Below are 13,187 nucleotides of genomic sequence, written 5' to 3'. Positions count from 1 at the left end.
AAAGATGTAAGGAGCGTAAGAGAATGGAAAAGAAAATTGTCCGAGATGTCTTATTCTTGTCGCAGGTCTCGAAACCTGCAAGTCAGGAAGACCTTTATCTGGCTAAGGATTTGCAGGATACCCTGCTGGCTAATCGCGAGACCTGTGTCGGTCTAGCGGCCAATATGATTGGTGTGCAGAAGCGTGTCATTATCTTTAATCTTGGCTTGGTTCCCATGGTTATGTTTAATCCCGTTCTCCTTTCCTACATAGGACCTTACGAGACAGAGGAAGGGTGTTTGTCCTTGACTGGGGTGCGATCAACAACTCGTTATGAAACGATTACGGTTTCCTATCGAGATAGTAAGTGGCAGGAACAGACCATTACGTTAACAGGTTTTCCAGCTCAGATCTGCCAACATGAACTGGATCATTTGGAAGGACGGATTATTTAGGAGGAATTCAGATGAAACGCATACTATTTGAACTTGTTTTTATCGCAACGACCTGGTATATATTTTTACCACCCTTCAATCTGACTAGTTGGGAATTCATCTTCTTTCTCTGTGGGCATTTGGTGGTGATGGGGATTTTGTTTAGTTTCCGCAAGGGTACCAATCTCCTCAAAACTGTTCACCTACGCCATGGCAAGGCTACCAAAGATCTCAATCTAGAAGGATTCCTTTTTACCAAACTTAGTAGAGGATTGTTTCTGACTGCAGCTATCATTTTTGCCCTTGCTGGTCTGGTAAGCCTAGTAACCTCTAGCTTTTTCCAAGCAAAAAATTATGCTAATGTGGTGTCTATCACAGAAAAAGATTTTAAAGATTTTCCTAAGAGTGATACCAGTAAGGTTCCAATCCTAGATCGGAGCACTGCAGAGAAGATTGGAGATCGTTATCTAGGCTCTCTGACGGATAAGGTCTCCCAGTACGTAGCAGCAGATACTTATACCCAGCTGACGGTTGATGGCAAACCTTATCGAGTAACTCCTTTGGAGTATGCCGACCCGATCAAATGGTTTAATAATCAGTCCAAGGGAATTGGCGAGTATATCAAGGTTGATATGGTGACAGGAAATGCGGAATTGGTGGATTTAAAAACGCCAATGAAGTATTCAGACTCCGAGTATTTTAACCGAGACGTCAAACGTCATCTTCGGATCAAGTACCCAACCAAGATTTTTAAAACGCCCTCCTTTGAGGTGGATGATGAAGGCAATCCTTTCTATGTAGCAACCGTTTATCAAAAGCAGTTTGGTCTAGGAGTTCCTCGCCCTTCGTCTGTTATTATCTTAGACGCCACCAATGGAGAAACCAAGGAATACAGCTTGGATGAAGTACCAGAATGGGTGGATCGTGTCTATCCAGCAGAAGAAACCATCCAGCAAATCAACTATAACGGCAAGTATAAAGACGGCTTCTGGAATGCCTTGATTTCTAAGAAAAACGTTACCCAAACGACCGAGGGCTATAACTATCTTTCTATCGGAAATGACATTTATCTCTACACTGGGGTGACTTCAGCCAACGCTGACGAAAGTAATCTAGGATTTATCCTTGAAAATATGCGCACTGGTGAAATCACCAAGTACAATCTAGCTTCAGCAACCGAAGAATCAGCCCGTGCTTCCGCAGAAGGAGCAGTGCAGGAAAAAGCCTATAAGGCGACCTTCCCTATCCTTGTCAATCTCAATGACAAACCGCTCTACATCATGGGATTGAAGGACAATGCAGGTTTGGTCAAGGAGTATGCTTTGGTTGATGCAGTAGAGTACCAAAACGTCATCGTAGCAGCTACAGTAGATGAACTCCTCAGCAAATATGCCAATAAAAACGACCTCGAGCTGGATAATGAAACGGTAGAAAACATCAAGGGAGTGGTTTCAGACCTTAAATCAGCTGTTATCAAGGGTGACACCGTCTACTTCTTCAAAGTTGATGGCAAGATTTATAAAGTCAAGGCTTCCGTGTCAGACGACCTTCCTTACCTTGAAAATGGGCAATCCTTTGAAGGTCAAGTTGGAAAAGATAATTATCTCAAGACCTTTAAAGTACAATAATACTCTTCGAAAATCAAATTCAAACTACGTCAGCGTCGCCTTGCCGTACTCAAGTACTGCCTGCGGCTAGCTTCCTAGTTTGCTCTTTGATTTTCATTGAGTATAAAAATAGGTTTTCTCAGTTCAAGGAGAAAAAAGATAAATTCTTATCTATCTTAACAAGCTTAGCTGGCACAGCCCTTGTTCTCGTGGCTATCTGGTTAGGATGGCCAAAATAAACAGAGAAACCTCGGTGTGAACCGAGGTTTTTAAGATGAAATTCTTGGTCGTGGTTGAAAAATATGCTACACTAACAATATGAAAATTTTAATCCCAACAGCAAAAGAAATGAACACAGACCATCCTTGTATCGAAGCGCTCCCCTTGAGGGAAGAAAGTCAGGTAGTCCTTGACTCACTGGCGCACTACTCAGCCAGTGAATTAGAGACTTTTTATAAGGTATCTGCCGAGAAAGCAGAAGAAGAGTACGCTCATATTCAAGCTTTAAAAGATCACAGGGCTAAACATTATCCAGCCTTGAAACTTTTCGATGGTCTCATGTATCGTCACATCAAACGAGATGAGTTAACCAAGGCTGAACAAACCTATCTTGAAAATCATGTCCTGATTACCTCGGCTTTATACGGTGTTGTCCCTGCCTTATCTCCCATGGCTCCTCACCGTTTGGACTTCTTGATGAAGTTAAAAGTGGCTAGAAAAACCCTAAAGACTCATTGGAAATCAGCCTATGATGAGGCACTTCAGGACGAGGACTTGATATTCTCACTCCTATCATCAGAGTTTGAAACCGTATTTTCGAAGGAAATTAGAGAAAAGATGGTGACCTTCAAATTTATGGAGGACAAGGCAGGCCAGTTGAAAATCCACTCAACCATTTCAAAAAAAGCCCGTGGTGCCTTTTTGACCGCCTTGATAGAGGGGCAAATCCATACAGTCGAACAAGCTCGCAAGCTCAGTTTTGCAGGCTTTGACTACCAACCTGATTTATCCAGTGACTTAGAACTCGTCTTTGTGAAACAAGCATAAAACCAGCTCATTCGAGCTGGTTTTTGCTGGATTAGTTGATGACTGCAAGAAGGTCGTCAGCTTGTTTTGCAAGTGATGAAGCAGTTGCTTCCTCTAACACCAATTTTCCGTCTGCCCAAGCAGAGTCATTAACACGAGCAGCTGTAAAGTCACTAACGACTTGTGTACGGATAAATGGCAAGAGGTCTTTGTAAATCGCAAAGAGCTGCTCGTGACCGGCATTGGCTACAGATGAGACAGTAACAAACTTGTCTTGGAGGGCAGAAGTGCCACGTGTATCAGACAAGTCAAGGGCACGAGAGAGCCAGTCAAGCAAGTTTTTCACGGTTCCAGGGATAGAGAAGTTGTAGACTGGAGAGAAAATCCAGATGGCATCGGCAGCAAGGACTGCTTCACGAGCAGCAGCTACAGCTGGATGAGTTGGAACTTCCAAATCTTGGCTAAAGAGAGGAACAGCTGAGTAATCAAGATAGCTAACTTCCGCTTTTCCAGCAAGTGCTTTTTCAGCTTCGAGGGCCATTTGGTGGTTGAAAGAACCTTGGCGAAGTGAACCGACGATAAATAATACTTTTTTAGACATGATATGTCTCCTTTAGTTTAAAATTCAAAGAGCGAACTCTTTTGTTACCATCAATGTTACAACAAATGATACTAATTAGCAATAATTTTGCTCACAAATTTTTAAATTTTTTTAAAATGTGGATTAAGTCTTCCTTTTCGCCATCTTCCAAGATGCTGAGTGCTTCTACTATAGAATCGATATGGTCAGGAAGAACCTCCTCGATTTTTTTGCGTCCTGCAGGTGTTAATTTCAGGAAAAAGGATCGACGATCTTTCGGGTCACAATTTCTAGAAATCCATCCATCTCGAACCATATTTCGAATGACAACAGTCATGTTTCCAGAAGTGGCTAGCATTTTTTCGATCAAATCCTGAATGCGTAGTTCCCCCTTGCTATAGAGGGTTTCCAAAACTGAAAATTGGGTGGGTGTTAGCCCGTGTTCTTTAGCAGCCTTGGCTTCATATGGTTTAAAAGTTCGTATGGCTTTATTGAGGACGATAGCCGTTTTTAAGTCTAGTTGATTATCGGAAATTTTCTCTTTCAAATATTGTTTCATAAGGCTATTTTATCAATAATGAGAGAGAAAAACAAGAACTTATATTTTATAGGAAAAGAATCTTAGAATGTTCCCGTCTTCACTTGTAATAAAGAAGGAGAGATGGTAAAATAGACGAGTGAAACTAAGACAGAAAAAAGCAAAAAACAAGCTACTTTTACAGTATGGAATCGGCATTGCTCTGGTAGTACTAGTCATGACCACTTCCTTCCTTTATCTGATATCACTCAGCATGAAACCCTATCAAGATGCTAGAGTTGAGGGAGAAAAACTAGCCAAGCAGTATGCAGAATTGGAAAAGGCAGATCAGGTTGATTTTTATAATGGACTAGAAGGTTATTACAGCGTTTTAGGACATAATAAAAAGCAAGAGGCCATTGCCGTACTGATTGAAAAGAATGACCACAAGATTTATGTTTATCAGCTTGATAAAGGGATTTCTCAAGACAAGGCAGCGACGATTTCGAGGGAAAAAGGAGCTAGCGACATTGACAAGATTACTTTTGGTCGCTATCAGGACAAGCCGATTTGGGAAGTTAAGTCAGGAAAACAGTACTATCTGGTTGACTTTGAAACAGGAGCAGTGATCCAATAAGGAGGGCATATGAAACTATCCAAACGTGTACTAGAAATGGAAGAAAGCATCACTCTAGCTAGTGATGCAAGAGCCAAAGCATTAAAAGCTCAGGGAAAGGATGTTCTTTTCTTAACCTTGGGACAGCCTGATTTTCATACTCCTGAAAACATTCAGGATGCAGCGGTAGAAGCGATTCGAGATGGACGAGCTTCCTTTTATACAGTTGCTTCAGGCCTACCAGAGTTAAAAGCGGCGGTTAATACCTATTTTGAACGCTATTATGGGTATTCTGTTGCAGCCAACGAGGTTACCTTTGCCACTGGTGCTAAGTTCTCTCTCTACACCTTCTTTATGGCTGTGGTCAATCCAGGTGATGAAGTCATTATCCCTACACCATACTGGGTCAGCTATGGAGACCAGGTCAAAATGGCAGAAGGAGTGCCAGTCTTTGTCCAGGCAAAGGAAGACAATCACTTTAAAGTAACAGTAGAGCAGCTAGAAGCAGCGCGAACAGATAAGACCAAGATCTTAGTTCTCAATTCACCATCGAATCCGACCGGTATGATTTACTCTCGTGAGGAACTCTTGGCTATCGGAAATTGGGCTGTTGCGCATGATGTCCTTATCTTAGCAGATGATATTTATGGTCGTTTGGTTTATAACGGGAACGAATTTGTTCCAATTTCTAGTCTGTCAGAAGCCATTCGCAAGCAAACCATCGTGATTAACGGTGTATCTAAGGCCTATGCCATGACTGGTTGGCGGGTAGGTTATGCTGTGGGAAATCCTGAAATTATTGCTGCCATGAGCAAACTAACAGGACAAACGACCTCCAACCTGACTGCTGTATCACAATATGCTACCATTGAAGCCCTAACTGGACCGCAAGACTCTGTTGAAACCATGCGTCAAGCATTTGAGGAACGGTTGAATACCATTTATCCTCTCTTGTGCCAAGTCCCAGGATTTGAAGTTGTCAAGCCCCAAGGTGCCTTCTATCTTTTCCCAAATGTTAAAAAAGCGATGGAAATGAAGGGTTATACCGATGTGACAGAGTTTACAACGGCTATTCTCGAAGAAGTCGGACTGGCCTTGATTACGGGAGCTGGATTTGGAGCACCAGAAAATGTTCGTCTCAGCTATGCCACAGACTTGGATACATTAAAAGAAGCTATTCGTCGTTTGCATCAATTTATGGAAAAATAAAACTTAGAATCTTCGCCTTTTTAGCGAAGATTTTTTGTAACGAAAATCTCGCGATTTTTCTCTAGTAGAACCTAGCTATCACAGTCTATTTATGGTAAAATAGTGGGTAATGATGTCTTCGGACAAGTTAAACGAAAAAAGGAAGATAGATTATGACAAAACGTGTAACAATTATCGATGTAAAAGACTACGTTGGTCAAGAAGTGACCATCGGAGCCTGGGTTGCCAACAAATCAGGAAAAGGGAAAATTGCCTTCTTGCAATTGCGTGATGGAACAGCCTTCTTCCAAGGTGTAGCCTTCAAACCAAACTTTGTAGAAAAATTTGGTGAAGAAGTGGGGCTAGAGAAGTTTGATACGATTAAACGTCTAAGCCAAGAAACTTCTGTTTATGTGACAGGGATTGTCAAAGAAGACGAACGTTCTAAGTTTGGCTATGAGCTCGATATCACAGACATCGAAGTCATCGGTGAATCTCAAGACTACCCAATCACACCAAAAGAACACGGAACAGACTTCTTGATGGACAACCGTCACTTGTGGCTCCGCTCTCGTAAGCAAGTAGCGGTGATGCAAATCCGTAACGCTATCATCTATGCAACTTATGAGTTTTTCGACAAGAACGGCTTCATGAAATTTGATAGCCCAATTCTTTCAGGAAACGCGGCTGAAGATTCAACAGAACTCTTTGAAACAGACTACTTCGGAACGCCAGCCTACTTGAGTCAATCTGGTCAGCTTTACCTAGAAGCAGGGGCTATGGCTCTTGGTCGTGTATTTGACTTTGGTCCAGTATTCCGTGCTGAAAAATCAAAAACGCGCCGTCACTTGACTGAGTTCTGGATGATGGACGCAGAGTACTCTTACTTGACACACGATGAGTCACTTGACTTGCAAGAAGCTTATGTGAAAGCTCTTCTTCAAGGTGTCCTTGATCGTGCGCCTCAAGCCTTGGAAACCCTGGAACGTGATACAGAACTTTTGAAACGCTACATTGCAGAGCCATTCAAACGCATTACTTACGATCAAGCCATTGACCTCTTGCAAGAGCATGAAAATGATGAAGATGCTGACTACGAGCATTTGGAACATGGCGATGACTTTGGTTCACCACACGAAACATGGATTTCAAACCACTTTGGTGTGCCAACATTTGTCATGAACTACCCAGCAGCTATCAAGGCCTTCTACATGAAATCAGTTCCTGGAAATCCAGAACGCGTGCTTTGTGCAGACTTGCTTGCACCAGAAGGCTACGGAGAAATCATCGGTGGTTCTATGCGTGAGGAAGACTACGACGCCCTTGTCGCTAAGATGGAAGAACTTGGTATGGATCGTACAGAGTATGAATTCTACCTTGACCTTCGTAAATACGGTACTGTACCACACGGTGGATTTGGTATCGGTATCGAGCGTATGGTAACTTTCGCAGCAGGAACTAAACATATCCGCGAAGCTATTCCATTCCCACGTATGTTGCACCGTATTAAACCGTAAAATAAATCAAAACGCCCTAGGGGCGTTTTTTCAAAGTAGAAGAAAGAAGAGGTGAGGGACATGTAAAGCACAGATTAACAAGTGACAGACACAAAGATATATACACTTGTTAAAGGAGAAATGATGTTTAAACCAAATTATCGGAAGAATATCGGTCTCATGGCTGGGGTAGAATTTTTTGCCTTTTTGGGCATTACTAGCTTTTGGATTCTATTTCTCAGTCAAAACGGGATGTCGCTTTGGCAGATTGGCTTATTGGAAAGTATTTTTCATGCCACCAGTGTCATTTGTGAAATTCCCTCTGGAATGTTAGCTGACCGCTATTCATATAAAACCAATCTTTATCTCAGTCGGATTGCTGGGATTGCGTCGTCTATTCTCATGTTACTAGGGCAAGGTAATTTTTGGATTTATGCACTCGCTATGGTGGTGAGTGCCTTGTCTTATAATTTTGATTCGGGGACGAGTGCAGCTATGGTTTATGATTCGGCCGTGGAGGCTGGATTAAAAGAGCGCTACTTGTCTATCTCAAGTTTTATGTCAGGAGTAGCAGAAGGAACTCGGTCTTTGGGGACCGTTTTAGCGGGATTTTTTGTCCATGGTCAATTGCACTTGACCTACTATATCATGATTGCCACTTCTATAATCGTCCTATTCTTAACTTGGATGCTAAAAGAGCCTAGTGTTAAAGCGCAAAAATCTGAGCGTCTGACCATGAAAAAGATTATGTTGACTGTTAAAGAGGAGCTGCAGAGAAATCCCAGTCTTTTTGGTTGGATGATTCTGTCCCAAATCATCGGGACACTGATGTGCATGTTTTATTTTTACTATCAAAATCAACTGCCGGACTTAGAAGGATGGCAGATTTCGATGGTTATGCTGATGGGCAGTGCTTTGAATATCTGGGCAGTTTATCTAGGAAGTAAGATTGGAAAGAAGTATTCCGCCTTAAAGCTCTTTCCAATTCTTGTACTCTTGACGGGAGTGACCTACTTACTTTCCTACTTTGGTACGCCACTGATTTATATTTTGATTTATTTGATTAGTAACGCCTTATATGCTCTCTTTCAACCGATTTTTGACAACGATTTACAAAATCGACTCCCAAGTGAGGTACGTGCAACCATGCTAAGTGTCTACTCCATGATGTTCAGCCTGAGTATGATTGTTATTTTTCCTCTGACGGGGTGGCTGATTGATGCTCTAGGTTTTGTAGAAGCCTTTATTTACTTAGGATTCTTTTTAGTAATAGTCGGCTTTTCACTATTCTTCATTTTGAAAGAGATGGCCAGAGCTTTAGAACTGAAAGAGAATATTATTTCTAATCAATAGAGTTATTTTTCATTTTTATCTTTTTTATCTTTTTTCTCTTGCTATCTACTAGTATTTCTAGTATAATAGTTAATTGTGAGCAAACCTCACTTACCCCTTGCAAAGACTAGGGGTCATTAGACCAAAAGGAGGAACATATCAATGGCTAAATACGAAATTCTTTATATCATTCGTCCAAACATTGAAGAAGAAGCGAAAAACGCTTTGGTAGCACGTTTTGACTCTATCTTGACTGACAACGGTGCAACTGTTGTTGAATCAAAATCATGGGAAAAACGTCGTCTTGCATACGAAATCCAAGATTTCCGTGAAGGACTTTACCACATCGTTAACGTTGAAGCAAACGACGACTTAGCTCTTAAAGAGTTTGACCGTCTTTCAAAAATCAACGCTGACATTCTTCGTCACATGATCGTCAAACTTGACGCGTAAGAAGGTAAATTATGATTAACAATGTTGTACTTGTAGGGCGTATGACACGTGACGCTGAGTTGCGTTATACCCCATCAAATGTAGCAGTTGCGACTTTTACTCTTGCAGTAAACCGTACATTTAAGAGTCAAAATGGCGAACGTGAGGCTGATTTCATCAATGTCGTTATGTGGCGCCAACAGGCTGAAAATCTTGCTAACTGGGCTAAAAAAGGCTCTCTTATCGGGATCACAGGCCGTATCCAGACTCGTAGTTACGATAACCAGCAAGGACAACGTGTCTACGTAACAGAAGTCGTGGCTGAGAATTTCCAAATGTTGGAAAGCCGCGGAGTGCGTGAAGGACATTCAGGTGGAGCTTATTCTGCACCAACTGCTGGTCAATCAGCACCTGCAAACCCAGTACCAGACTTTTCACGTTCTGAAAATCCATTTGGAGCAACCAATCCATTGGACATTTCAGATGATGATTTACCATTCTAATGGACAATTAATACTATAAAGGAGAAAAAACATGGCTCAACAACGTCGTGGCGGATTCAAACGCCGTAAAAAAGTTGATTACATCGCAGCAAACAAAATTGAATATGTTGATTACAAAGATACTGAGCTTCTTAGCCGTTTCGTTTCAGAACGTGGGAAAATCCTTCCTCGTCGTGTAACAGGAACTTCAGCTAAAAACCAACGTAAAGTAACAACAGCTATTAAACGCGCTCGCGTAATGGCTTTGATGCCTTTCGTAAACGAAGATTAAAGAAAAGACCCTTACGGGTCTTTTTTTCACGAGCATGGAAATGAGAGAGCGAGTTGAGGTCCGGGGGATCTCTTTTTCAGATTTTTATGGGACTTTGTTAGAAAGGATTCCCTGTTGACCTAGTAAGATTCTTTTGTCTTACTAGGTTTTTTCTTTTAATCTTTATTATCATGCTATAATGGTAGGAGGAAGCTATAAAGGAGCAGTTTATGAAGATGACATGTTCAATTAGAAAAATGCAAGAATCTGACATAAAAGAACTATCTCGAGGATTTATCAGCCAAGGTTGGCCAAGTAGAGAGGAGATTTTAACTCGATACTTTAAGGAGCAAGAAAGTGGGGAGAGGGAAGTGTTAATTGCTGATCTTACTAGTGCTGTAGCGGGCTACATTACTATTTTACCCGATGCTAAGCAGGGCCCCTTTGCTGGAATGGCTCCAGAACTTTCAGATTTCAATGTCTTTGAGCCTTTTCAAAATCAAGGTATTGGAAACCTCTTGATGGAAGAGGCAGAAAATCGAGTTAAGCTTTTTTCAGACAAAGTGACGTTGGGTGTAGGTTTGCACTCAGGTTATGGACCTGCCCAGAGATTGTACATCAAACGAGGCTATATTCCAGATGGGACGGGTGTTTGGTATCAGAACCATCAACCGGCCATGAATGCGGTTTGTGAAGATATCGGAGAATTGGTCTTGTATCTGTCGAAAAATTTGTTTTAAGACAAATTTTATAAGATTTAAATTTTAAATATAGTAAACAATCACAGTCCCTTTTTCATTCGAAAAAGGGATTTTTTGTTTGAAATTGTTTGATTTATTCCTCAAAGTGGTAGAATATAATTACTTGAAATATCAATACAAATATAAATATACAACAAGACATATAAATAATAGTTTGTGTATTGTCGTATTTTCTGAAAAAAATCTGAAATATATCGGGAAATGGGCTATTTTTAGTTGTAAACGATATCATTACAAAAAAAGTTACAGAATGTTAAAATTAAATGAAATGAAATAATATAATTTGGAAAAAATTTGACATATAAATAAATTGACGGTAAAATAATTATGAAAGTCAAATTAATTGAAATTGGAACTATTCGATATACAAATTAATATGATTTATCAAATTTTATTATAGTAGAAGGATAGCGTAATGAAGAAACTGAAAGTGATGGTTGTTTTTGGAACACGACCAGAAGCTATTAAAATGGCCCCTTTAGTGTTAGAATTGCAAAAACATAGTGACAGCATTGAGACGATCACAGTTGTGACAGCTCAGCATCGCCAAATGCTAGATCAAGTTCTTGAAACTTTTAGCATCGAGCCACATTATGATCTGGATATTATGGGAAAAAATCAATCCCTCTTAGATATTACTGGAAAAATTTTAGAAAAGTTTGATCCAGTTGTTAAGCAAGAACTTCCAGATATAATTCTTGTTCATGGAGATACAACAACAACTTTTGCAGCAAGTTTAGTTGCTTTCTATAATCAGGTACGTATCGGCCACGTTGAAGCTGGTCTAAGGACCTTTGATAAGTATTCTCCTTTCCCAGAAGAAATGAATCGTCAGATGACTGATAACTTAGCGGATCTTTATTTTGCTCCAACTAGTGAGAGTAAAGAAAATCTCCTTAAGGAAAATCATCCTGAGTCTGCTATTGTCATTACGGGAAATACAGCCATTGATGCCTTGAAACTAACCGTTCAATCGGATTACTATCATGAAGTTCTAGATCAATTGGATCCAGATAAGAAACTTGTATTGGTAACCATGCATCGTCGTGAGAATCAAGGTCAACCAATGAGAAATGTCTTTGCAGCTTTACGTGAGATGGTCGATCTTCATCAGGAAATTGAAGTTGTTTATCCTGTTCACCTTAGCCCTGCTGTGCAAGAAGCAGCAAACGATATCTTAGCTGGTCACGATCGTATTCACTTGATTGAGCCTTTAGATGTACTTGATTTTCATAATTTGGCTTCAAGAAGCTATTTTATCATGACTGACTCTGGAGGTGTTCAGGAAGAGGCACCTTCTCTCGGCAAACCTGTCCTTGTCCTTCGTGACACGACGGAACGTCCAGAAGGAGTAAGAGCAGGTACGTTGAAGCTAGTTGGTACGGATCCAGTACGTGTGAAAGAAGCGATGGCAGCACTCTTAACAGATGAAACTCTTTATAGACAAATGTCTCAGGCACCAAATCCTTATGGAGATGGAAGAGCCTCTGAACGAATCGTACAATCCATTCAACAGTACTTTGGGGCAGCAACTTCGGTATCTGAATTCAAAGGGGGGAAATAAGATAAAATGAAAAATTGGAGTCAATTTAAAAACTGGCTTATGGCTTTGCTTGCCTGTGAGGTCATTCTTTTGGTGCTTTGTTTTTTGTATGCTCGAGCAATCATTTTAGAAGAAATCTTGTTTTTAGCTTTAGCCTTGTTTGCAGTGTTGGTATTATCTGACCTTTTGCTTACTTGGACCCTTATCTTAGCATTTGGCTTTGGACTTATCGTTTTGGTTGCGGGTGTGGTTTATATCCCAATCATTCAACTGATCTTCTTATTGATCAGTTTTCCACTTTTGATTGGGATTCTACTTAAGGTTCGTTATTATTTCTTCAAGGTGGCCTCAAAGGTCCAAGAACAGGAAGACGAAGCTCGAGCAGATTACCAAGCTATGGTCACTGAACAAAGTGATGTGACGGTACAGTCCTTATTGATTCATTGGGCACATGAAGATTTGTTCTTCCAGATTAAACCCAAAGAACATAACCAGATGCTCAGTCGTATTCAAGAAGTAATTGCTCAGGAATTGAGTTACAATGATAAGCTCTATTACGTTTCGGATGGTAATTTTCTCGTTCTATCGAGTACTAACCAACATTCTTTGAAGGAACTTTACCTGAATGTTTTACAGGAGAAACTGAGCAGTTTAGTTTTTCATGGAGAAGATGGCAATCAAGGAATTCAGTTCCAAACAGGCTATTTGGTGATTAACTCTGATAATAAAGATAAATACCAAGACTACGAAGATGTTGCCAGTCATCTCAAACGTCAACTAGAGACAGATGTAATTGTAGAATATTAGGAGGGAAACATGACTTTAACCGAACTATTTTTTGGTATTGCTTTGGGACTCAGTCTCACCTTTGGCATTTGTTTTATCATATTATTTATTGCATACAATATTCTTTACCATCGAGT

The 13,187-nt window shown here is 40.6% G+C and carries 16 protein-coding genes; 14 read left to right on the top strand and 2 right to left on the bottom strand.

What is annotated here, in order from left to right:
* Positions 1–23 precede the first annotated feature (23 nt).
* From A0739_RS00280 to yaaA, 4 genes are all read left to right on the top strand, one after another.
* Positions 24–434 (top strand): peptide deformylase, encoded by a 411-nt coding sequence (locus tag A0739_RS00280; RefSeq protein ID WP_000412254.1) that lies wholly within the window; start codon positions 24–26, stop codon positions 432–434.
* A gap of 11 nt (positions 435–445) precedes the next feature.
* Complete coding sequence (locus A0739_RS00275) at positions 446–2,041, top strand: hypothetical protein (RefSeq protein WP_061586672.1); 1,596 nt, start codon at positions 446–448, stop codon at positions 2,039–2,041.
* 86 nt (positions 2,042–2,127) lie between these two features.
* Complete coding sequence (locus A0739_RS09915; RefSeq protein ID WP_002874755.1) at positions 2,128–2,259, top strand: DUF3953 domain-containing protein; 132 nt, start codon at positions 2,128–2,130, stop codon at positions 2,257–2,259.
* A gap of 79 nt (positions 2,260–2,338) precedes the next feature.
* Positions 2,339–3,067 carry a peroxide stress protein YaaA gene (gene yaaA, locus A0739_RS00270; RefSeq protein WP_061586671.1) on the top strand — a complete coding sequence of 243 codons (729 nt, stop codon included), beginning with the start codon at positions 2,339–2,341 and terminating at the stop codon, positions 3,065–3,067.
* Between the two features lie 31 nt (positions 3,068–3,098).
* Here yaaA and A0739_RS00265 read toward each other — a convergent pair whose 3' ends face one another.
* Both A0739_RS00265 and A0739_RS00260 read right to left on the bottom strand, forming a co-directional pair.
* A complete protein-coding gene (locus A0739_RS00265) occupies positions 3,099–3,647 on the bottom strand; it encodes an NAD(P)H-dependent oxidoreductase (protein WP_061586670.1) in 549 nt (182 codons plus the stop codon).
* A gap of 91 nt (positions 3,648–3,738) precedes the next feature.
* Positions 3,739–4,185, bottom strand: a complete 447-nt coding sequence (locus tag A0739_RS00260; protein WP_000816315.1) for a MarR family winged helix-turn-helix transcriptional regulator — start codon at positions 4,183–4,185, stop codon at positions 3,739–3,741.
* A 118-nt stretch (positions 4,186–4,303) separates the two neighbouring features.
* Here A0739_RS00260 and A0739_RS00255 point away from each other — a divergent pair, with 118 nt between their 5' ends.
* The 10 genes from A0739_RS00255 to A0739_RS00210 all read left to right on the top strand — a co-directional run bounded on the left by A0739_RS00255 (position 4,304) and on the right by A0739_RS00210 (position 13,071).
* A complete protein-coding gene (locus A0739_RS00255; protein WP_000776857.1) occupies positions 4,304–4,780 on the top strand; it encodes a cell wall elongation regulator TseB-like domain-containing protein in 477 nt (158 codons plus the stop codon).
* Positions 4,781–4,789: 9 nt separating this feature from the next.
* On the top strand, positions 4,790–5,968 hold the full coding sequence (locus tag A0739_RS00250; RefSeq protein WP_000777434.1) for a pyridoxal phosphate-dependent aminotransferase: 1,179 nt from the start codon (positions 4,790–4,792) through the stop codon (positions 5,966–5,968).
* A gap of 152 nt (positions 5,969–6,120) precedes the next feature.
* Positions 6,121–7,464 (top strand): asparagine--tRNA ligase, encoded by a 1,344-nt coding sequence (asnS, locus tag A0739_RS00245; protein WP_061586669.1) that lies wholly within the window; start codon positions 6,121–6,123, stop codon positions 7,462–7,464.
* Positions 7,465–7,587: 123 nt separating this feature from the next.
* Entirely contained in the window at positions 7,588–8,796 is a 1,209-nt protein-coding gene (locus A0739_RS00240; protein ID WP_061586668.1) for an MFS transporter, read from the top strand.
* Between the two features lie 141 nt (positions 8,797–8,937).
* A complete protein-coding gene (gene rpsF / locus A0739_RS00235; protein ID WP_033606150.1) occupies positions 8,938–9,228 on the top strand; it encodes a 30S ribosomal protein S6 in 291 nt (96 codons plus the stop codon).
* Between the two features lie 11 nt (positions 9,229–9,239).
* Positions 9,240–9,710, top strand: coding sequence for a single-stranded DNA-binding protein SsbA (gene ssbA / locus A0739_RS00230; protein ID WP_000609595.1), 471 nt, complete (start codon positions 9,240–9,242; stop codon positions 9,708–9,710).
* A gap of 31 nt (positions 9,711–9,741) precedes the next feature.
* Positions 9,742–9,981 carry a 30S ribosomal protein S18 gene (gene rpsR, locus A0739_RS00225; protein WP_000068664.1) on the top strand — a complete coding sequence of 80 codons (240 nt, stop codon included), beginning with the start codon at positions 9,742–9,744 and terminating at the stop codon, positions 9,979–9,981.
* A gap of 209 nt (positions 9,982–10,190) precedes the next feature.
* Positions 10,191–10,700 (top strand): GNAT family N-acetyltransferase, encoded by a 510-nt coding sequence (locus A0739_RS00220; RefSeq protein ID WP_061586667.1) that lies wholly within the window; start codon positions 10,191–10,193, stop codon positions 10,698–10,700.
* Positions 10,701–11,136: 436 nt separating this feature from the next.
* Positions 11,137–12,285: a non-hydrolyzing UDP-N-acetylglucosamine 2-epimerase gene (wecB, locus tag A0739_RS00215; RefSeq protein WP_000734436.1), complete on the top strand. Its 1,149-nt coding sequence runs from the start codon at positions 11,137–11,139 to the stop codon at positions 12,283–12,285.
* A 6-nt stretch (positions 12,286–12,291) separates the two neighbouring features.
* Positions 12,292–13,071 carry a hypothetical protein gene (locus A0739_RS00210; RefSeq protein ID WP_061586666.1) on the top strand — a complete coding sequence of 260 codons (780 nt, stop codon included), beginning with the start codon at positions 12,292–12,294 and terminating at the stop codon, positions 13,069–13,071.
* The last annotated feature ends 116 nt before the right edge of the window (positions 13,072–13,187 follow it).

The organism is Streptococcus oralis (assembly GCF_001588645.1).
Taxonomy (GTDB): Bacteria; Bacillota; Bacilli; order Lactobacillales; family Streptococcaceae; genus Streptococcus; species Streptococcus oralis_AB.
Note: the sequence above shows the minus strand (reverse complement) of the source record. Positions and strands in the feature narration are given on the sequence as shown.